The organism is Streptomyces sp. BL1, assembly GCF_057628045.1.
The window spans coordinates 3190863-3212163 of the sequence record NZ_JBXYWZ010000002.1 but is presented as its reverse complement, the minus strand read 5'-3'; the positions used below and the strand labels follow the sequence as shown (position 1 = coordinate 3212163).

Below are 21301 nucleotides of genomic sequence, written 5' to 3'. Positions count from 1 at the left end.
TACGTACGCGCTTCAGGCGTCCGACGTGGAGGCCGGGGACTGCGCGCCCTGCGACGGCTTGCCGCCGTCGGCCGGGGCGCTCTCCGGCTCTTCCTCGAAGTCGACCTTCTTCATGTGCCGGTTCATCGACTTCATCAGGAACCACACCGCGGCGCCGATCACCGCGAAGACGATGAAGCCGAGGACACCTGGCGTGACCTTGTTCTCGTCCAGCTCCTTGGCCAGGGGGAGGAGCTGGGCCGTTGCCGAGTAGACCGTCTGCGTCGCGCTCATACCGTCAATTGTCGCGGATGCCCGCGAAGAGGTCGTCCTCGGGGAGCGTGGTGTCCACGAGGGACTTCGCCAGCTCGTACTCCTCGGTGGGCCAGACCTCGCGCTGGATGTCCAGCGGCACCCGGAACCAGCCGCCGTCCGGATCGATCTGCGTCGCGTGCGCGATCAGCGCCTTGTCGCGGATCTCGAAGAAGTCGCCGCACGGCACGTGCGTGGTGATGTTGCGGTCCGGGCGCTTCCAGGTCTTCCAGCGCTCCAGCCACTCCTCGTACGGCGAGTCCATGCCGCGCTCCAGCAGCGCGCTGTGCAGCGCCTCGGTGCGGGCGCGGTTGAAGCCCTGGTTGTAGTAGAGCTTCTGCGGCTGCCAGGCCGGGCCGAACTCCGCCTCCGGATATTTCTCGGTGTCCGCCGCGTGATCGAAGGCGACCGCGGAGATCTTGTACGTCATGATGTGGTCGGGGTGCGGATAGCCGCCGTTCTCGTCGTACGTCGTCACGACCTGCGGCTTGAACTCCCGGATCAGGCGCACCAGCCGGCCCGCGGCCTCGTCGACGTCCTGCAGCGCGAAGCAGCCCTCGGGCAGCGGCGGCAGCGGGTCGCCCTCGGGCAGCCCCGAGTCGACGAAGCCCAGCCAGGACTGCTTGACGCCGAGGATCTCCCGGGCCTCGTCCATCTCCTTGCGGCGCACCTCGTGGATGTTCGCCTCGATGTAGGGGTCGCCCTGAAGCTTGGGGTTGAGGATCGATCCCGCCTCGCCCCCCGTGCAGGTCGCCACGAGTACGTCCACTCCCTCGGACACGTACTTCGCCATGGTCGCCGCGCCCTTGCTCGACTCGTCGTCGGGGTGCGCGTGCACGGCCATCAGTCGCAGCTGCTCAGTCAACTCTCGATCCTCGTCAGTTCGGTCGGCACCGGCGCGAGCTGCCCCGGTACCCGTGGCCACAACGGGCGGCTTCTATAGTGACGGAATCGCCGACGCGATGTATTCCCCGTCCACGACCACCGCCCCGCCGAGAGGACCGGCCCATGGCTGACGTGCGCACCCCGCCCGAAGGGCGCTACGGGGGCGGCCGTTCCGGGGGAGACGACGCCCGCACCGACCGCCGGCTGAAGATCGTCGGCTCGGTGCTGGGAGCCCTGGCCGTGGCGGTCATCGTGTGGTTCGGCGTCTCGTACGTCTCCGGCAAGGGCGTCAGCGGCGAGTTGATCAAATTCGATGTGGTCTCGGCGAAGAAGGTCGAGGCGCATCTGGAGATCCGCAAGGACGCCGGCGCGCAGGGCGTGTGCACGCTGCGCGCGCAGGCGGAGAGCAGCGCCGAGGTCGCCCGCAAGGATGTGGACGTACCCAAGGGGAAGACGCGGATCGACACCGTCGTGACGCTGCGGACGACGGGGAAGGCGACCAGCGCCTCGCTCGTCGGCTGTACGACCGGCTGACGCGACGGCCGTCCCGTACGAAGGGGGCGGCGGCCTCGGCGGAGCCGCGGTGTGAGCTCTGTCGCACGGTCCCGGACAGGCTTCCGAAACGGCTCCTGTACGCCGTCGACCAGCCACTCTCTCTCAGACCTTCTTCCCTTTTCCCCCGGAATTGTTAGGCTCGTAGTTTCCGCCCGCCCATCAAGGCGCAGCCTCATGGGCAGGGCGTTGCTTATATCCCGAGTACCGACGAGGAGCACCTGTGACCCAGACCAGCGACAACGTCACCTGGCTGACCCAGGAGGCGTACGACCAGCTCAGGGCCGAGCTGGAGTACCTGTCGGGTCCTGCACGCACCGAGATCTCCAAGAAGATCGAGGCGGCTCGCGAGGAGGGTGACCTCCGCGAGAACGGCGGGTACCACGCGGCCAAGGAGGAGCAGGGTAAGCAGGAGCTGCGCGTACGTCAGCTTCAGCAGCTGCTGGAGACGGCCAAGGTCGGCGAGGCCCCGGCGGACACCGGCGTGGTGGCCCCCGGCATGGTCGTGACGATCGCGTTCGACGGCGACGAGGACGACACGCTGACGTTCCTCCTCGCCTCGCGCGAGTACGCGAGCGCCGACGTGGAGACGTACTCGCCGCAGTCCCCGCTGGGTGACGGCGTGAACGGCAAGAAGGTCGGCTCGGAGGCCGAATACGAGCTTCCGAACGGCAAGATGGCGATGGTGAAGATCGTTGACGCCAAGCCCTACCGGGGCTGAGGCAGCGCGACGACACACCCCGGAAGCAACAGCGAGAGCCCCGGCCGGACGGCCGGGGCTCTCGCTGTACGGGACGGTCGCGGGCTGTACGGGACGGTCGCGTTCTGTGCGGGGCGGTCGCGCGCGAACGGGCTTACGCCGCCGCCGACTTGTACTTGCGGACCGCCAGGGTGCGGAAGACCGCGATGATGATGACGGACCAGATCAGCGACGCCCACACCGGGTGGTCCATGGGCCAGGCGCCGGTGACGGAGCCGCTGCCCGCGGGATTGCCGAACAGCTCCCGCGCCGCCTGCACCGTCGCGCTGAACGGATTCCACTCGGCGACGTGCTGGAGGAATGCCGGCATGCCGGCGATCGGCACGAACGCGTTGGAGATGAACGTCAGCGGGAAGAGCCAGATCAGCCCGCCCGAGGTGGCCGCCTCCGGGGTGCGCACCGACAGGCCGATGAGCGCGCCGATCCAGGTGAAGGCGTAGCCGAGCAGGAGCAGCAGGCCGAATCCGCCGAGGACTTCGAGGATGCTCGTCTCTGTGCGCCAGCCCACCAGCAGGGCGACGACCGCGAGCACCACGAGCGTGAGCGCCGTCTGCACGAGGTCGGCGAGCGTACGTCCGGTGAGCACCGCGCCGCGCGTCATGGGCAGCGAACGGAAGCGGTCGATGAGGCCCTTGTGCATGTCCTCGGCGATGCCCGCGCCCGCGCCCGCCACGGCGAACGTGACGGTCTGCGCGAAGATGCCCGCCATCAGGTACTTGCGGTACGCCTCGGGGTCCGTGCCGACGCCGGGCAGATTGATCGACCCGCCGAAGACGTACGTGAACAGCACCACGAACATGATCGGCTGGATCAGGCCGAAGATGACGACCTCGGGGATGCGCAGCATCCTGATGAGGTTCCGCTTGGCGATGACCAGCGAGTCCCTGACGGACTGGCCCACGCCTCCGCTCTGCGCTGCCGCGGGTGCGGCCTGGGTCACCGCGGTCATTTCGCGGCCTCCTTCTTCTGCTTCGTCGCGCCCTTGCCGCCCTTGCCGCTCTTGCCGTCCGTGCCTGCGGCGGCGTCCGCCGCCTCCTCCGCGGCGTCGCGCTCCTCGGCGGCGTGGCCGGTGAGCGAGATGAACACGTCGTCGAGGGTGGGGCGGCGGAGGCCGATGTCGTCGATCTCGACGCCCCGCGCGTCCAGTTCGCGGATGACCTCGGCGAGCAGCTTGGCGCCGCCGGTGACCGGGACGGTCAGCCGGCGGGTGTGGCTCTCGACCGAAACGCCGCCCTTGCCGGGGCCGTTGAGGCTGTGCCGGTCGAGGACGGACTCCACGGTGGGGATGTCCTCGCGCAGATGCGCCACGACCTCGACGCGCTCGCCGCCGGTCTGCGCCTTGAGCTGGTCGGAGGTGCCGCGCGCGATGACCTTGCCGTGGTCGACGACCGCGATGTCGTGCGCGAGCCGGTCGGCCTCCTCCAGATACTGCGTGGTGAGCAGCAGCGTGGTGCCGCCGGCCACCAGCTCCTCGATGACCTCCCACAGGCCCTGCCTGTTGCGCGGGTCGAGCCCGGTGGTCGGCTCGTCCATGAACATCACGGGCGGGCTGACGACGAGGGCCGCGGCGAGGTCGAGCCTGCGCCGCATACCGCCGGAGTACGTCTTCGCCGTACGGTCGGCGGCGTCCGCGAGGTTGAACCGGTCCAGCAGCTCGGACGCGCGCTTCTTCGCGTCGCGCGCGGACATCTGGTAGAGCTGCCCGACCATCTGGAGGTTCTCCCGGCCCGTCAAATACTCGTCGACGGCGGCGAATTGGCCGGACAGGCCGATGGAGCGGCGCACCTCGTTGGGGTGCTTGAGCACGTCGATCCCGGCGACGAAGGCCTTTCCGCTGTCGGGCTGGAGCAGCGTCGTGAGCACGCGCACCGCCGTGGTCTTGCCGGCGCCGTTCGGCCCGAGGAGGCCCAGCACGGTGCCTTCGGGGACGTCGAGATCGACGCCGTCCAGTGCCCTTACGTCGCCGAAGGTCTTCACAAGACCCTCGGCGTAAATGGCGCCTGGCATATCGGCTCCCAAGGTGTGGAGTGAGTTGCGAAGAGTCTAGATTCGCCGGATATGTCCGGCACATGGTGCGCTGAGGCACCCGCGAAGGCGGCTAGCGGACAGCAGTATGGGGGACGCGCTATATCGCGTCAACGGAAACACGACAGTCGCGAGTGGCCCGGCAGTTGGCGGAAGGAACGGCGGCCGCGGAGCCCGTACGGGACGCGTCCGGTCGCCCGGGGCGGACGGTCGCTCGGGACGGACCGCCACTCAGGACGGACGGTTGGTCGCCACGGTCAGCTGACCGGGACGGACCGCGGCCCCTCCGGTCACCGGCTCAGCTGGTCACCGTGTATCCCGCGGCGCGCAGCGAGGAGGCGACGTCGACGCAGTGCTCCGGCCCCTTTGTCTCCAGATGCAGTTCCACCTCCGCCTCGTCGAGCCCGAGCCGCGGGTCGGTCCGGACATGGCTCACGTCCAGGACGTTAGCGTCCACCACTGACAACTCGCCCAGGAGCGCGGCCAATGCGCCCGGACGGTCCGTCAGCCGCAGCCGCAGCGACAGATAGCGGCCCGCGGCCGCCATGCCGTGCCGCAGCGTCCGCTGCAGCACCAGCGGGTCGACGTTGCCCCCCGACAGCACCGCCACCACCGGACCCTCGAACACCCCCGGCTCCGACAGCAGCGCCGCCACCGGGCTCGCGCCCGCCGGCTCGACGACCATCTTCGCCCGCTCCAGGCACAGCAACAGCCCGCGGGACAGGGCGTCTTCGGACACCGTACGGACGTCGTCGACAAGGTCGCCAACGATTTTGAACGGCACGTCACCGGGCCGCCCCACCTTGATCCCGTCGGCCATCGTGGACACCGACTCCAGCGCCACGGGGTGTCCCGCGGCAAGCGAGGGCGGGTACGCCGCCGCGCCGCCCGCCTGCACGCCGACCACCTTCACGTCCGGGCGCAGGGACTTGACCGCCACCGCGATACCGGCCGCGAGCCCGCCGCCGCCCATGCCGACCACGATGGTCCGCACCTCGGGGCACTGCTCCAGGATCTCCAGGCCGAGCGTGCCCTGGCCGGCCACCACGTCGGGATGGTCGAAGGGGTGGATGAACACGGCGCCCGTACGGTCCGCGTACTCCTGCGCGGCGCGCAGGGTTTCGTCGACGACCGCACCGTGCAGCTCGACGCGTGCCCCGTAGTCGCGGGTGGCCGCGACCTTCGGCAGCGGGGCGCCCTGCGGCATGAACACCGTCGAGGAGACGCCGAGCAGCGAGGCCGCGAGGGCCACGCCCTGCGCGTGGTTGCCGGCGCTCGCCGCGACCACGCCCCGCGCACGCTCCTGCGCAGAGAGTCCCGCGATCCGCACGTACGCGCCGCGCAGTTTGAAGGAGCCGGTGCGTTGCAGGTTCTCGCACTTGAGGTGGACGGGGGAGCCGACCAGGGAGGAGAGGTGGCGGCTCCCCTCCAGCGCGGTCATCCGCGCGACGCCCGAGAGCGTCTTCTGGGCGGTGCGTACGTCGTCGAGCGAGACGGTGGTGGCCATATGGCCAGTCTCGCAGGGCGTGCCGGACGATTCGGGCGAGGGACGGCAGTCCATGCCGGTTCGTGCAGCGGTGGTACGTGGCGGGGTCCGGCCGCGTACTCTGTGCCCCACGGCTAAACCAACTGTTTACGTGACCTTGGAAATTCCCAAAGCCAAAGAAGTGAGCACCCCGGCCATGCCCACGCCCCCGGACATGACGCAAGACATCACACAGGACGGCCGCGACAGCGGCCCCGACGGTGCCTCCGGCGCTCCCGTCGAGGAGATCACCGAGGCTGCCGTGCTGGACGCGATGCAGCACCAGGTGGCCATCTTCGCGCGGCGCGCGGAACAGACCCGGCTCGGCGGAGTGGGCCAGGCCCGCAACTCCATGGACCGCGCCGCGTACCTGCTGCTCAACAGGCTCGACCAGGAAGGCCCGATGGGCGTCAAGGCCCTCGCGGCCGGCATGGGCATCGACTCCTCGACGGTCACCCGTCAGGTCGCCCCGCTGGTCGACTCCGGCCTGGTCAAGCGGACTTCGCACCCGGAGGACGGCCGCGCCGTCGTGCTCCAGCTGTCGCCGCGCGGCGCCTCGCGGCTGGCGCAGGTGCGCTCCTCGCGGCGCGACCTGATGGCGCTGGTGACGGAGGACTGGAGCGAGGACGAACGGGAATCGTTCTGCACGCTCCTCACCCGTTTCAACCGGGCGCTGCTCGGCACCAGCCCGGCCACGGGTCCGGAAGCGCAGGAGCCGCCCGCCTCTTGATTTGATCTGCGCGGCTGCCGTCCCATGGCGACGGGAGGCACGCACAGTGCGAGAGCGGCGGGTACGACAGGAGCGCCGCCGGGCCCGGGAGTTCGAGGCATTCGTCGCGGGCGCGGCAGGCCGGCTCCTGCATGCGGCCGCGCTGCTCACCGCCGAACGGCCCGGCGCCGCACCGGAGGCGGAGCGGCTGCTGGTGGCGGCCCTCGCCAGGACGTACGCGGACTGGGGCCGGCTGCACGGCCTGCGCGGCGAGGACCCGTACGAGCGCACCCGGCACGAACTGGCGACCCGCTTCGCGCACGCCGCGTGGCACCACCGGCGTGACCGGGGCGGCCTGCTCGGGGCGCTGACACCGCAGGAACGGCTGGTCGTCGTGCTGCGGCTGCACGAGGGCGTCGCGGAGGAACAGGTCGCCGCCGCACTGGCGTTGCCGGTCGCGCGGGTACGGGTGCTGTGCACGCGCGCGATGGCGGCGCTGCTGTCCGCCGGGACGCAGCCCGGCACCGGGCCCGGGGCGCCCGACGCACCGGGCACGCAGCGGAACGGCGCGGAGCCCGCACCCCCGGTGGGGGCCCGATGAGGCTGCCCGACCGCAAAGAGGCCGAGGTCCGCAGGCTGCTCGACGCCGGGCCGCCGGCACCCGTACCGCCCGACCTCGCGCAACGGGCCCTGGTCCGCGGCGTACGGCTGGCGCACCGGCGGCGTGTGCTGCTCATGCTGCTGTACGTGACGCTGCTGGCGGTCCTCGGCGCACTGGCCCTCTGGACCACCCTCACCGACCCGTTCACCCCACCCCCTTCAGGCACAACCCCACCACTGGGCTGGTAAACCCGGTGTGGGCAGCTGGTCCGCCCGAGGGGGCGGAGGGGGCACCTCCCAGCGGTAGCTGGGGGAGGGTGGGCACACCGGACCGGCACCCGCCAGCTCTGTCCCCACGCACCCAACGCACGCGCCAGCGTCACGCACGGGACGCACGGGGTGTCAACTACCGCGTGAGGTAATTAAGTTCAGGTAACAACAAGCAACCGACGGGTGCCGCTCCGTGGCGGCACACCTCTAGCCTTCCCGGGTCTCGATCTTGGGCACTGGGAGGTGCACGGACGGTGGGCACATCGCGCATGTCGCGCAGGAACCTCTTCCGACGCAGCGGACAGGCGGCCGCCGGAGCCGGAGCGGTCTGGCTCGGCGGACGGACGCTCGGACTCGACGGGGCGGGCGAGCAGGCGTACGCGGCCACGGCCGCGGGCGGGGAGGCCGCCGGCACCCGGAAGGTCACCGTCACCGAGGCGACCAACGCCTCCGCGGCGCCCTCGCCCGACGGCACGACCGTCGTCCTCGACCTGCTCAACCTCCTCTGGGCGGTCCCCGCCGAGGGCGGCACCGCGACCCGGCTCACCGGCCTCGAACTGGAGGCCACCGAGCCCGACTTCTCGCCCGACGGACGGCAACTCGTCTTCCAGGCGTACACGGACGGCAACTTCCACCTGTGGTCGGCCCGTTCCGACGGCAGCCGGCTGCGGCAGCTCACCTCCGGCAGCGCCGACCACCGCGAACCGCGCTGGTCGCCCGACGGCAGGCACATCGCGTACGCGGCCGAACGGGACGGCCGGTACGCCGTGTACGTGCTCGACCCCGCCACCGGGGTGTCCCGGCCGTGGGCGGAGAAGGACGGCAAGGGGCAGGAGGCGCAGCCCGTGTGGCGTCCCGACGGCCAGGCGATCGCCTTCACCCACGGCGGGGACGAGAAGCCGCGCAGCATCGTCGAAGTCGCCCGGGACGGCACCCGGAAGACCCTCGTCACCGTCGACAGCGGACGTGTCGCCGGGCCCTCGTACTCGCCGGACGGCAGACGCCTCGCACACGTGCACCTGACGACCGGCGGCACCGCGCTCGTCGTGGACGGCAGGACGGTGTCCGACGACGGCGAGGACGTCTTCCCGTTCGCCGCGCGCTGGCTGTCCGACGAGGAGTTCCTCTACACGGGCGACGGGGCCGTACGGCGCAGGACTGTCGGCGGAAAGGCGCACGACGTGCCCTTCCGCGCGGAGGTCACCGTGCCCGCCGTCCAGGAACGGCCCGCACGGCGGGACTTCGACTCCACGACGGAGCGGCAGGTGAAGGGCATCCTCAGCCCCTCACTCTCGCCGGACGGCCGCACTGTCGCCTTCGCCGCGCTTGGCGACATATGGACCGTGCGGCGCGGCGGCGGACGCCCCCGCGCAGTGGTGTCCGACGGGCGCGCCAACACGGACCCCGCCTGGTCGCCGGACGGCCGCACGCTGGCGTACGCGGGAGAGCACGGGCGGCATGTCGAACTGTTCGTCGTCGACGTGAAGTCGGGAACCTCGCGCAGGCTGACGCGACTTCAGGACACCGTCGCCGGGCCGTCGTTCAGCCGCGACGGCAAGCACATCGCGTTCACGCTGAACGGTGCCGGAACCGTGCACACGGTGTCCGCCGACGGCGGCTCCGTACGGAAGGTCGCCGGCCCTCTCAACGCGCCCGGCAGGCCCGCCTTCTCCGCCGACGGCAGCCGCATATCGCTCGCCGCCCTCGCACCGTTCACCCCGCGCTTCCGCGAAGGCGTCAACAAGGTGCTCACCGTCGAACTGACCGGCGGCGAAGCGCACTACGACGAACCCGTACGCGGCGCCTCCCTCGTCAACAGGCTGGACGCCGGGCCCGTCCCCTCACCGGACGGCAGCCACATGGCGTGCGTCATCGGCGGAACGGTGCACATCAGCGCGCTCGGCCCGGACGGCCGGCCCACGGGCGAGGCGCGGAAACTCAACAACGAGTCCGCCGACACGCCCAGTTGGAGCGCCGACTCCCGCTCCCTGCTCTATCTGTCCGACGGCACGCTCCGGCTCGCCGACGCGACGACAGGCGCCGCCCGTACGGTGCCCGTACCCCTGCGTACGCGCCGGTCCCTGCCGAAGGGACGCACCGTCATCCGGGCGGGCGCCCTGTGGGACGGCAGCAGTGAACAGCTGCGGCACGACGTGGACATCGTGCTCGACGGCAACCGCATCAAGGAGGTCGCAGACCGGGGCACCGTCCGCACACGGACCGGCGACCGTACGGTCGACGCACGCCACCTCACCGTCATGCCGGGACTCGTCGCCGTCCACGAACACGGGCCCTGGCACAGCGACACCCTGCGCCTGTGGCTGTCGTTCGGTGTGACGTCCCTGCGCTCGCCGGGCAGCGGGCACTACGCGTCCGCCGAGGCGCGGGAGGCCACCGCCTCCGGACGGCGCACCGGACCGCGCGTCTTCGCCGCCGGCGAACTCATCGACGGGCCGCGCGTCTACTACAGCTCCGGACATCCCGTACGCGACGAGACCGAGCTCCGGCGGGAGATCGCGAAGGCGCGGGCGCTGGACCACGACATGGTGAAGACGTACGTACGGCTGCCGTACGACCTCCAGCGGTCCGCGATCCGCGCCGGGCACGAACTCGGCCTGCGCGCCTCCTCGCACTACCTCTTCGGGCCGCTCGGCATGGGCGCCGACGGCGTCGAACACCTCGGCGGCACCAGCCGCTACGGGCGGCGCCAGAAGGAGACCCACCTCGGCCACGGCTACCAGGACGTGACCGGCCCGCTCACCGCCTCCGGCATGTCCTTCACCCCCACCTTCGGACTGTCAGGGCTCGACCTCGACAGCACGCGCGCCGCGCTCTACCGGTACGCCCGGTGGGCCGTCGGTGACGAACGGCTCACCGCGCTGCTGCCGGAGGCGGAGTACGCGGAGTTCCGCGAGGGCGTCGAGAAGGCGGAGGCCGAAAAGCCCGTCGCGGAGCTGGACTTCGAGGCGCGGCACGGGGAGACGGTGCGGCGCCTCGTCGACGGCGGCGCGCACGTCGCCGTCGGCACGGACAGCCCGCTCGTACCGCCCGGCCTTTACTACCACCTGAACCTCCAGCACATGGTCCGGCACGGAGTGACCCCCCGTCAGGCACTGCGCGCGGCCACGGGAGAGGGCGCGCGGACCCTCGGCCTCAGCGGCGAACTCGGCGTCGTACGGCCCGGCGCGCTCGCGGACCTCGCCCTCGTCGAGGGCAACCCCCTGGAGGACGTCCGCGCGGCGGCCGCGGTACGGGGGGTGGTCTCCGACGGGCGCGTGCGGTCGGTGCGGGAGCTGGTGGAGGGCGTTGAGCCCGTGGCCTCGGGGGCCGGTGACGGTTCCGGGGTGCGGCCGGCGTCTGCCTCGGGGGCCGGCTCCGATCCCGGCCCCGGCGCGGGGCCGGCCGTCGCGGACGAGGTCCCGCAGACCCCGGCCCGCGAAGCGTTCTGGTGGCACGCGGACCACCACGTGCGCCGCTCCTGCTGCTGACGCGCTGCGCCGAGGTGCGGGCCGGCGCCCCGCCGAGGTGTGGGCGGCGGTCCGCCCAGAGGGCGGGACGGGCGGGCACACCGGACCGCCAGCCGCGAGGCCTGTCCCGCCCGCACCCAACGCACGCGCCGCGGTGAGGGGTTGGCCCCGGACCCGCCCCTACCCGTTTCTTCCGGGGCTGCCGCCCCGGCCCCACGCGCTGCGCGCGGGCTCGGGGCTCTGCCCCGGGTCCCGCCGCTGGGGCGCATGCGTTGGGTGCGGGGTGCGGAACCCTGCGCGGGTGCGGTCCGGTGTGCCCACCCGTTCCGCCCCTTGGCGGACCGCGTGCCCACACCTCGGTGGGCGCCGGGCCCCACACCCGGGGTGTGGGGCCCTCGCGCGGGAGCGCGGATCGTCAGGACAGTGCCTGTTGCAGGTCCGTGAGGAGGTCCTCGGCGGATTCGAGGCCGACCGAGAGGCGGACGAGGTCCGAGGGGACCTCCAGCGCGGAGCCCGCCGCCGAGGCGTGCGTCATGCGTCCCGGGTGTTCGATGAGGGACTCGACGCCGCCCAGCGACTCGCCGAGCGTGAAGAGCTGCGCCCGCTCGCAGACCCGGACCGCCGCCTCCTCGCCGCCCGTCACGCGGAAGGACACCATGCCGCCGAAGGCCCGCATCTGCTTGGCCGCGGTCTCGTGGCCGGGGTGCGAGGGCAGCCCCGGGTAGTAGACCTGCGTGACCCGCGGATGCGCCGTCAGCATTTCCGTGACGCGGGTGGCGTTCGCACTGTGCCGGTCCATCCGTACGGCCAGCGTCTTCGCGCCGCGCAGCACCAGCCACGCGTCGAAGGGCCCGGCGACGGCGCCCATCGCGTTCTGGTGGAAGCCGATCCGCTCGGCCAGTTCGTCGTCGCCGACGACGAGCGCGCCGCCCACGACGTCGGAGTGCCCGCCCATGTACTTGGTCGTCGAGTGCACGACGACGTCCGCGCCGAGCGCGAGGGGCTGCTGCAGGTAGGGGCTGGCGAACGTGTTGTCGACCACCAGCCGTACGCCCGCGGCCCGCGCCACGTCCGCCACCGCGGCGATGTCGGTGATGCCGAGCAGCGGGTTGGAGGGGGTCTCCACCCAGATCGCCTTCGTACGGTCGCGCAGCGCGGCCCGTACCGCCGCCGGGTCGGCGGTGTCGGCGACCGACCATTCGACGCCCCAGCGTTCGGCGACCTTCGAGAAGAGCCGGAACGTGCCGCCGTACGCGTCATTGGGAATGACGACGTGATCGCCGGGCGTGAGCAGCGTACGCAGCAGGCAGTCCTCGGCGGCCATGCCGGACGCGAAGGCGAAGCCGTGCCGGCCGCCCTCGAGCGCGGCGAGGTTCTCCTGCAGGGCGGTACGCGTGGGGTTCGCGGAACGGCTGTACTCGTAGCCGCCGCGCAGGCCGCCGACGCCGTCCTGTTTGTACGTGGAGACCTGGTGGATGGGCGGGACGACCGCGCCCGTCGCCGGATCGGCCGTCTGTCCGGCGTGGATCGCGAGCGTCTCGAAACTGGTGAAGGCCGGCTGGGCGGCGCTCTGGTGGTCGCTGTCGCGGTGGTCGCTCATGGGCCCGAGACTAATGCGCCGTACGGTGGAGTCGGGCGCGCAGTGCGCAGAGCGCCCCTCGAAATGGTGTCCGTCCGCCTTGCCGCCGTGCTCGTGCCGCTGTCCCACGGGGAGAACCACCGCCATGGAAGCCCTCATCCTGCTGATCGTCCTCGTCGTCGTGGCCAGCGTGCTGGTCGTTCCCGCGCTGCGCCGCAGGCGGCTGCAGAAGGAGGGGACGCGCGGCATGCTGACGGCCGAGGACCCCACGGCGCAGTACGGGTTCGTACCCGCGCAGGACCTGGACGTACGGCTGCCGGGCCCGGACCGGGAACTGGTCGAGGCGCTGGAGGAGACGCAGCGTACGCAGGACTACGGGCCCGTCGCGCGGATGCTGGCGCTGACCGGCGACGAGTGGGAACTGCGGTGGCAGCGCGTGCAGTCGCTGGCCGGCGCCGCCGCGATGGAGCTCGCGCAGGCGCACGCGGAGCAGGGCGCGCAGCAGGACGGCGGCGGAGACGCCGGGGCCGGCGGCCCGTCGGGCGCCTCGTCGGGCGTCTCGTTCAGCAAGGAGCCCGTACGGCAGGACGCGCGCTGGCTGCGCGAGTGGCGGTCGCAGGAGCCGCGGGACGCGGGCGGCGCCGAGGTGTACGCGCAGTTCCTCGTCTGGCAGGCGCTGGCCGACCCGGCGGCGGCCGAGCACCGGATCATCCTGGAGGAGGCGCGGAACGTCGCGCACGAGGCGGCCAAGCTCGCCACCGCCGACCCCACACCGCACATCACCGAACTGTTCATCGCCCGCCATCTCAGCTACCGGCAGGCCGACTTCGAGTCCCTCTGGTCGACCGTACGGAGGCTCGCGCCGCACCACATGGGCGCGCACCTCGCCGCACTGCCGTACTGGTCGGAGCGGTGGAGCGGCTCGAAGGCCGAGGCCGACGCCTTCGCACAGACCGCGGCGGCGAGCGCCCCGGAGGGCACGCTGATGCCCGCGCTGCCGCTGTTCGCCCTGTACGAGCACCTGCCCGAGGTCAACATGGTGCGCGGTCTCTACCAGAGCGCCGACGTCGAACGGGCCATCGAGGCCGCCGAGTTCGCCGTCGACCAGGTCGAGGACGACCACCCCGTACGCCCGCACGTACTGCACCTGCTGGTGTGCTTCCTCGTCCGCGCCGAACGCTACCCCGAGGCGATGGACGCCCTGCACGCCGTCGACGGCTACGTGGGCGCCCTCCCCTGGGCCGACACCGGCAACCCCGCCGGCCAGTACGCCGCATACCGCGCGCTCGCCGTGGCCGGCTGGGAGTCGGCGGGCGGCGCGCGGGAGCGTGCGTAGCGCACGCTCAGGACGAAGGAGGACGACCATGAGCGGCTACACGCGATGGCAGGACATCCGCGCTGAGCACGTCGCCCGTGCGGGCGGGGAGGAAGCCGTATGGGAGGGCAAGGAGGCGCTCCTCGCGGAGGCAACAGGGCTCCGGCCGGCGGAACCCCGTTCTGCTCCCAACGCGGGGCCTGGGGCGCAGCCCCCGTTTCCGCGCCTCACGCCCTGAGGTCCGGGGCAGAGCCCCGAGCCAGCGCGCAGTTCGGCGGGGTGCGGGGGCGAAGCCCCGCCGGGGTTAGGGGCGGAGCCCGAGCCAGTGCACAGCGCGGCGGGGTGCAGGGGCGAAGCCCCGCCGGGGGCCGGGGCGGAGCCCCGTAGCCGCGCGCACCGAGGCGGTGGGGACCGGGGCGGCAGCCCCGGAAGAAACGGGTAGGGGCGGGGCCGGGGCCAATCCCTCGCGGCGGCGCGGGCGTTGGGTGTGCGGAGGACAGCGCCCGCAGGTGTGGCCGGAGAGGCGCCTGGCGTGCGCAGCTACCACGTTTGGCAGGATGGCTGCCGACTGCGGAATGCCGTCGGCCGGTCGTCTGACCGGCCAAGAACGGTCACAGGGGAGAGGGATTCGGGGCATGTCGGGCGATATCCATACGGTCGAGCGCAAGGGATTCCGGATATCCGTTCCGGACAGCTGGTGGGAGTTCGACATCCATCCGCAGTCGCGGGACGACAACATCCGGCGGCTGGTCGACGCACGGGTCCGCGCCTTCCCCGAACTGGCGGACAGCCGCGACGACTTGATGCACTTCCTGCGGAACGCCTCCGCCGACGCGTGGAACTCCGGTGCGCTGTACTGCGGTTGCATGGCGGAGACCTTCGGCGGCGAACTGACCGTCACCGGATCCGTCACCGTGTCGGTCGTGGGCGCACAGACGCGCGGTGGTGAGGCACTGTCCACCGACCCCCTGCAGATCGCCGCACAGCTGAAGCAGCAGGAGGCGCGCCGCGAGGGCGACCCGTGGCGGAAGTCGACCACGGTCGAGATCCCGGACGTGGGCACCGTAGCCCGTACGTACGGCGTGGAGGACATCGAACTGCCGGGCGAGCACCGGAGCGTACGGGCGGTACTGATGCAGACCTTCGTGCCGGTCCCGGACAGCGACGACCAGGTGGCCCTGGTCGCGGGCAGCAGCCAGCAGGTCGAACTGGCGGACTCCTTCTTCGACATCTTCGACGCGGTCACCTCCACGCTGCGCTTCGACTGAGGCGCTCCGCTTCGGCTCAGGGGGCGACCGCCTTCGCGGGCGACCCCTCGTGACCAGGGGTCCAGTCGTCCCAGGGGCCACTTGAGACGCTCCCGACTCTTTGCCACACTCACGGGAACTGGCGTTTGTACGGGGGAGGTTGACCAGCGATGGGTGCGAGCGGTCACGATCGGCTGGCGGTGCCGCTGAGCGAGCTGGAGGGGTTCGGGTCGCGGCTGCGGTCGATCCAGTCGCGAATGAACGGCACACACAAGCTGCTGGACTCCTACCGGGAGGACATCGGCGACGGCGGCGTGTGCGAGCGGCTGGACGATTTCGAGTCCAACTGGGAGGACGGCCGCGAGGACATCTCGAAGCAGCTCGAAGGGCTGGCGAAGATGACCGATGCGGTCGTCCGCGAGATCGACAAGGCCGACACGAAGCTGAAGCAGGAGCTGGAGCGCGGCACGCAGAAGAAGTCGCACGAACGCGGATGACTCAGCGGCGCGGATGACGTCGCACTAGCGCGACGGCCGGGCGCCGGTGAGGGGCGTCGGCGTGGGTGCAGGGGATGGTGCGGGCTGCGAGCCCGCGGGAACAATGAGGGGGAGCGGGGCGTGGCTGGTCGGCCGTCGGATTGGAGTCCACTGGATCTGGAGGCGGATCCGGTTCCGGGCGATCCGGAGCGGGTGAAGCAACTGGCCCGCAAATTCCACGAGTTCTCCGAGGATGTGGGCGAGGCGCTGCGCTCGGTCAACTCCATGTCCCGCGAGGATTCGCTGGCCACCTGGGTCGGCAAGTCCGCGGATTTGTTCCGGGAGGGCTTCGACGGTGTCCCGGGCAACCTGACGAAGCTGCGGGATTCCTACGGTCTGGCCGGGGACGCGTTGACCTGGTACTGGCCGGAGTTGGAGAAGGCCCAGTCCCAGTCGCTGCGGGCTTTGCGCAAGGCGCAGGAGGCGCAGAAGGACCTCTCGCACGCCAACTCCCAGCTCTCGACGGCCAATGCGTGGGTGGACCGGGCCGGCCGGGAGGCGGACAAGCACCAAAACGAGGGCAAGGGGAACGCGCCGTCTCCGGATGAGGGCAAGGTGCGGGCCGCGGTGCGTAACGCGAAGGATGCGAAGTCCTCGCAGGCGTCGGCCCAGTCGGCGGTCAATGACGCGCAGTCGGCGCTGGATGCGGCGAAGAAGATGGCCGAGGACGCGCGGAAGCTGCGTGAGGAGGCGGCCGAGGACTGCAAGCGGAAACTGGATGAGGCCTCCGACGCGGGCATCCAGAACCGCAACATGTTCGAGGACGCCGCCAAGTGGGTCGGTGACCACTGGGACGACATCGTCTCGGTCTGCAAGGTCGTGGTCGCCGTCCTCGGCATCGTCGTCATGATCATCGGCGGCCCGATCCTGGCCGCGATCGTCGTCGTCGCGGCGCTGGTGGTCCTCGCGGACACATTGAACAAGTACCGCAAGGGCCAAGCGGGTTTGATGGATGTGGGCCTGGCGGCGCTGGACTGCATCCCCGGCGCGAAGGGCCTCACCAGCGCCGCGAAACTCGCCGCGGGCGCGAAGGGGCTGGCGACTGCGGCGAAGGGCCTGCGCGGGGCGGGCGGTGTGCGGCGGATGCTGTCCGGGGCGGGGAAGCGGATGTTCACCCGCGGCGATGATGCGGTGGCCCGGGGCTGTTCGGACCCGGTGGACATGGCCACCGGCATCATGTTCCTCCCCCAGACGGATGTCGCCCTGCCCGGCACGCTGCCGCTGACCTTCGTACGCCGTCATGCGTCGAACTACCGGGCGGGGCGCTGGTTCGGTCCGACCTGGACCTCCACTCTCGATCAGCATCTGGAGGTGGATGAGGACGGCATCGTCTTCGCCACCGAGGACGGCCTGCTGCTCGAGTACCCGCTCCCGGCCGGAGGTGAACCGGACGACAGCGAAGGGGAGTTGGCGGCAAGCGAGGCCCGGGGGCTTGGCGAGTTGTCTCCGGTGTTCCCGTCCGAGGGCGGTCCGCGCTGGCCCCTGCTCCCGGCCCCTGGAGGCGGGTTCAGCGTCACCGACCCGGGGTCGGGTCACATCCGCCGCTTCGCCGCGCCGGATGCGGCGGGGCGGTGCCGGATCGAGGAGATCGCCGACCGGCATGACAACCGCATCACCTTCACCTACGACGCCGGCCGCCCCGCCGGCCTGGTCCACTCCGGCGGCTACCAGGTCCGCGTGCAGACCGGGTCGGGACGGGTCACCGCCCTCGACCTCGCCCACGCGGCCCCGGACGGCAGCGACCAGCGCCTCCTCACGTACGGCTACAGCGGCGGGCATCTGAGCGAGGTGGCCAACTCCACCGGCATCCCCACCCGCTTCAGCTACGACGACGCGGGCCGGATGACCGGGTGGACGGACACCAACGACCGTTCCTACGCCTACCGTTACGACGAGCACGACCGCTGCACCTCCCAGGGCGGAGAGGCCGGCCACATCACCTTGACCTTCGGCTACGACGAGACGGCGCCGAACGGCAACCGGCTGACCACCGTCACCGAACCGGACGGGCACACCACCCGCTACGAGATCAACGAACTGCTCCAAGTCGTCGCCGAGACCGACCCCCTGGGCAACACCACCCGCACCATGTGGGACGACGCCGACCGCATCCTGGCCCGCACCAACCCCCTGGGCCACACCACCACCTACACCTACGACTCCGACGGCCGCCTCATCCGCACCACCCGCCCCGACAGTGCCACCACCCGCATCGTCTACGACGAGGCCGGCCATCCCGTACGCCTCACTGCGCCAGATGGAGCCGTCTGGCAGCAGAGCTTCGATGCGGTGGGTAATCGCACTGCGGTTACCGATCCAGCCGGTTCTACCACCGAATACACATATTCACCCCAGGGCCATCTGACCGCGGTCACTGACGCGTTGGGGCGTACCAGCACGGTGATCGTCGATGCAGCCGGATTGCCGGTGGAGGTCACCGACCCGCTGGGCGCGACCACCCGCTACCAGCGCGACACCTTCGGTAATCCGATCAAGGTCACGGACCCGCTTGGCGAAGTCACTGCTCTGACCTGGACTGTCGAGGGGAAGCTGACCTCCGGTACCAACCCTGACGGGTCTCGTGAGACCTGGCTGTGGGACGGCGAAGGAAACTGCACTCACCACACCGCCGCCCACGGTGCAGTCACCTCCTACGAGTACGGCCACTTCGACCTGCTCACCGCACGGACCGACCAGGACGGGGTACGGCACGAGTTCACCCACGACGCTCAGCTGCGCCTCACCCAAGTCACCAATCCGCAGGGCCTGACCTGGAACTACATCTATGACCCAGCCGGACGGCTGATTGCCGAGTCCGACTTCGACGACCGCACGGTGCGCTACCAGCACGACGCCGCAGGCCAGCTCTGCGCCCGAACCACACCGCTGGGCGAGACCATCGGCTTCGAGTACGACACCCTGGGCCAGATCCTCCGCAAGGACGCGGCCGGCAAGGTCACGCACTACGCCTACGACCCGGTCGGACGCCTGCTGTCCGCCTGCGGCCCCGATGCCGAAGTGGTCTATCAGCGCGACGAGCTGGGCCGTATCCAGGGCGAACTGGTCAACGGCCGCGCCCTCACGCACAGCTACGACGCCCTGGGCCGCCCCATACGCCGCGAGACCCCGACCGGCGCGGTCACCACCTACGCCTACGACGCGACCGGCAACCGCACCACTCTCACCGCTTCGGGCCGCACCGTCGACTTCACCCATGACGCGGTCGGCCATGAGACGGGCCGCCGCATCGGCGCCTCAGGCCTGGAACTGGCCCACCTGTGGGACCCGGCAGGTCGGTTGTCCGCTCAGACCGTGACAGCGCCTGACGACGCAACGCTCCAGCACCGCGCCTACACGTACCGCCCCGACGGCAACCTCGTCGGCATCGACGACCAGTTGAACGGCAACCGTCGCTTCGATCTCGACCCGGTCGGCCGTGTCACTGCGGTCCATGCTCTCAACTGGACCGAGACCTACGCCTACGACACCGTCGGCAACCAGACCGAGGCCATGTGGCCGGAGCGGCACGCGTCGCCGGAGGCGAGAGGCGAGCGGGCCTATGAGGGCACCCGCATCCGCCGCGCAGGGGCCGTCCGGTACGAACACGACGCCGCCGGCCGCATGGTCCTGCGCCAGAAGACCCGGCTGTCGAAGAAGCCCGACACCTGGCGCTACACCTGGGACGCCGAAGACCGCCTGGTTGCCTGCACCACACCGGACGGCACGGTGTGGCGCTACCGCTACGACCCCTTCGGCCGCCGCATCTCGAAGCAACGCCTGGCCGGAGACGGCGAATCGGTTCTGGAACAGGTGGACTTCACCTGGGACGGCCCCACCCTTGTCGAACAAACCACGCGCGGCGCTGACTTGGCGTCCTCGGTGGCCCTCACCTGGGACCACAACGGGCTCCAACCCATCGCCCAAACCGAACGCCGCGTCGATGGAGCTACCCAACGCGAGATCGACTCCCGCTTCTTCGCCATCGTCACCGACCTGGTCGGTACACCCACCGAACTCGTCGATGAAACAGGTGACATCGCCTGGCGCACCCGCGCCACCCTCTGGGGCACAACGGCCTGGTCGGCCGACGCTACCGCCTACACCCCCCTCCGGTTCCCCGGCCAATACCACGACCCCGAAACAGGTCTCCACTACAACCACCACCGCCACTACGACCCCGAAACGGCCCGCTACACCTCACCGGACCCCCTCGGCTTGGCGCCGGCCCCCAACCCGGTGACGTACGTGGACAACCCGCACGCCGCGACCGATCCACTCGGACTGATGGCGTGTAAGAGGGGAGCGCCTGAGGCCCCCAATATCCCTGCCGACAATTATCGGGGCCGGTTCAAGGCATACTTGCACCGCGAGGGATACGCTAAGCTTCCCGACGACTGGGATGCCCACCACGCCATCCCACAGGAGTACCGAAACCACCCAGAATTCACGGATTTCGACTTCGACGCACCGGATAATATGCGCGGCATTCCGGGGAGCAGGATGAAATCGCCTGGGGCAAATGTTCACCAGCACATAACAAACCAGTGGAAGTGGTTCAGGGATCTCAATCCCAATGCCACTCGCACACAGATCGAAGATTTTGCGCAACAAATCGACAGGGGGTACGGAGATTACTACTGGCGAGAACCCAAGTGATTGGCGCGCGCAAGCGTCACAAGCCGCTACGGAGTTTGAGCGCGAGTTTCATGGGAGGTTCGGATACCCGCCCGACGAACATGTAATCCTACCCGCAGAGGATGTGCTTCCGTCCGAGACTGTCGACACTCTTAATTCTTGGGATTCCTCGGGAGAGCTGACCCGTTTCTACTCCGAGGTATCCGAAGTCAAGCTGCCCGACCTGGGGCCCGGGTACTTCATTCACGCCGTGGATGTGGTGGTCGAGGGGCCTGTGACCGGAGGCATGCCGAGTAAATTGGTCGGCGCGGCTGAAGGTGACATCGTCGTTTTCGGTTCCGATGGGGGAGGATCATTGTTTGCCATGCACTCCCCGCAGGGACCCGTCATCCGACTTAGTGGAGGAGCGCTTGTCGGGAACACCTACGACGTGGATGAATCAGGGTATGTGGCCGTAGCGTCACAGTTTTCTGGTTTTCTCGATTTGCTCCTGGATGCACTGCGTCGCGAGTAATGCAGCGCGCCTGACGTGCCAAACTCATCAGGAACTTGATGTAGCCGTGGTCGATCGCGGTCGCTCGAGTGGGCGTCACCGTCGAATCCGACGGTGGGTCGGGGTTCATCGATCAGGTGAAGCACCGCGCGTGGTGGGACGAGTGCACCAGCCCAGGCAGGGGACTGGCTGCACGTCGTCGTCCTCGACGCAAGCCGGGAACCGTCCCGGCTCAGTGCGCTGCGACGTGATATCGACATCGCTCGACGCTTGCGAGCCCCCGGCACATAAAGGAGGGCGCTGCCGCACGGGACGGTGAGCCCTGGACGGGGAGGCTGAAGGACCTGACCGGACACCGGACCTGTGTCGGCCCGTCAGGGGCGGCCGGTGCGGCTGCGGGCGTTTGTTTCGG

At 70.5% G+C, this 21301-nt stretch carries 16 protein-coding genes; 10 read left to right on the top strand and 6 right to left on the bottom strand.

Translation table 11 applies throughout. The features are described from left to right. Positions 1 to 12: 12 nt before the first annotated feature. A complete protein-coding gene (locus AC3AGO_RS14075; RefSeq protein WP_487820532.1) occupies positions 13 to 273 on the bottom strand; it encodes a hypothetical protein in 261 nt (86 codons plus the stop codon). 4 nt (positions 274 to 277) lie between these two features. Beyond that, positions 278 to 1156 carry a mycothiol conjugate amidase Mca gene (gene mca / locus AC3AGO_RS14070; RefSeq protein ID WP_487820531.1) on the bottom strand — a complete coding sequence of 293 codons (879 nt, stop codon included), beginning with the start codon at positions 1154 to 1156 and terminating at the stop codon, positions 278 to 280. Between the two features lie 143 nt (positions 1157 to 1299). Between mca and AC3AGO_RS14065 the strand changes: the two genes are divergently transcribed. Both AC3AGO_RS14065 and greA read left to right on the top strand, forming a co-directional pair. After that, on the top strand, positions 1300 to 1710 hold the full coding sequence (locus AC3AGO_RS14065; RefSeq protein WP_487820530.1) for a DUF4307 domain-containing protein: 411 nt from the start codon (positions 1300 to 1302) through the stop codon (positions 1708 to 1710). A gap of 241 nt (positions 1711 to 1951) precedes the next feature. After that, the gene (greA, locus tag AC3AGO_RS14060; protein WP_487820529.1) at positions 1952 to 2449 is read left to right on the top strand and encodes a transcription elongation factor GreA; all 498 of its coding nucleotides are present in this window, start codon (positions 1952 to 1954) and stop codon (positions 2447 to 2449) included. A 133-nt stretch (positions 2450 to 2582) separates the two neighbouring features. Here greA and AC3AGO_RS14055 read toward each other — a convergent pair whose 3' ends face one another. The 3 genes from AC3AGO_RS14055 to ilvA all read right to left on the bottom strand — a co-directional run bounded on the left by AC3AGO_RS14055 (position 2583) and on the right by ilvA (position 6020). Continuing rightward, the gene (locus AC3AGO_RS14055) at positions 2583 to 3437 is read right to left on the bottom strand and encodes an ABC transporter permease (RefSeq protein WP_487820528.1); all 855 of its coding nucleotides are present in this window, start codon (positions 3435 to 3437) and stop codon (positions 2583 to 2585) included. Continuing rightward, the gene (locus tag AC3AGO_RS14050) at positions 3434 to 4495 is read right to left on the bottom strand and encodes an ATP-binding cassette domain-containing protein (RefSeq protein ID WP_487820527.1); all 1062 of its coding nucleotides are present in this window, start codon (positions 4493 to 4495) and stop codon (positions 3434 to 3436) included. The genes AC3AGO_RS14055 and AC3AGO_RS14050 overlap by 4 nt, the downstream gene beginning before the upstream one ends. Positions 4496 to 4811: 316 nt before the next feature. After that, on the bottom strand, positions 4812 to 6020 hold the full coding sequence (gene ilvA, locus AC3AGO_RS14045) for a threonine ammonia-lyase (RefSeq protein WP_487820526.1): 1209 nt from the start codon (positions 6018 to 6020) through the stop codon (positions 4812 to 4814). A 175-nt stretch (positions 6021 to 6195) separates the two neighbouring features. Between ilvA and AC3AGO_RS14040 the strand changes: the two genes are divergently transcribed. The 4 genes from AC3AGO_RS14040 (at position 6196) to AC3AGO_RS14025 (ending at position 11105) form a co-directional block, all read left to right on the top strand. Then, a complete protein-coding gene (locus AC3AGO_RS14040) occupies positions 6196 to 6768 on the top strand; it encodes a MarR family winged helix-turn-helix transcriptional regulator (protein WP_487820525.1) in 573 nt (190 codons plus the stop codon). A 46-nt stretch (positions 6769 to 6814) separates the two neighbouring features. Next, positions 6815 to 7348, top strand: coding sequence for a sigma factor-like helix-turn-helix DNA-binding protein (locus AC3AGO_RS14035; RefSeq protein ID WP_487820524.1), 534 nt, complete (start codon positions 6815 to 6817; stop codon positions 7346 to 7348). After that, on the top strand, positions 7345 to 7596 hold the full coding sequence (locus AC3AGO_RS14030) for a hypothetical protein (protein ID WP_487820523.1): 252 nt from the start codon (positions 7345 to 7347) through the stop codon (positions 7594 to 7596). The genes AC3AGO_RS14035 and AC3AGO_RS14030 overlap by 4 nt, the downstream gene beginning before the upstream one ends. Positions 7597 to 7871: 275 nt before the next feature. Continuing rightward, a complete protein-coding gene (locus AC3AGO_RS14025) occupies positions 7872 to 11105 on the top strand; it encodes an amidohydrolase family protein (protein WP_487820522.1) in 3234 nt (1077 codons plus the stop codon). Between the two features lie 394 nt (positions 11106 to 11499). Here AC3AGO_RS14025 and AC3AGO_RS14020 read toward each other — a convergent pair whose 3' ends face one another. Beyond that, a complete protein-coding gene (locus AC3AGO_RS14020) occupies positions 11500 to 12684 on the bottom strand; it encodes a cystathionine gamma-synthase (RefSeq protein WP_487820521.1) in 1185 nt (394 codons plus the stop codon). Positions 12685 to 12808: 124 nt separating this feature from the next. Here AC3AGO_RS14020 and AC3AGO_RS14015 point away from each other — a divergent pair, with 124 nt between their 5' ends. The 4 genes from AC3AGO_RS14015 (at position 12809) to AC3AGO_RS14000 (ending at position 20417) form a co-directional block, all read left to right on the top strand. Continuing rightward, positions 12809 to 13999, top strand: coding sequence for a hypothetical protein (locus AC3AGO_RS14015; protein ID WP_487820520.1), 1191 nt, complete (start codon positions 12809 to 12811; stop codon positions 13997 to 13999). 614 nt (positions 14000 to 14613) lie between these two features. After that, the gene (locus AC3AGO_RS14010; RefSeq protein WP_487820519.1) at positions 14614 to 15246 is read left to right on the top strand and encodes a hypothetical protein; all 633 of its coding nucleotides are present in this window, start codon (positions 14614 to 14616) and stop codon (positions 15244 to 15246) included. Between the two features lie 149 nt (positions 15247 to 15395). Further along, positions 15396 to 15722: a hypothetical protein gene (locus AC3AGO_RS14005; RefSeq protein WP_487820518.1), complete on the top strand. Its 327-nt coding sequence runs from the start codon at positions 15396 to 15398 to the stop codon at positions 15720 to 15722. 120 nt (positions 15723 to 15842) lie between these two features. Continuing rightward, positions 15843 to 20417, top strand: coding sequence for a DUF6531 domain-containing protein (locus AC3AGO_RS14000; RefSeq protein ID WP_487820517.1), 4575 nt, complete (start codon positions 15843 to 15845; stop codon positions 20415 to 20417). Positions 20418 to 21301: the final 884 nt, after the last annotated feature.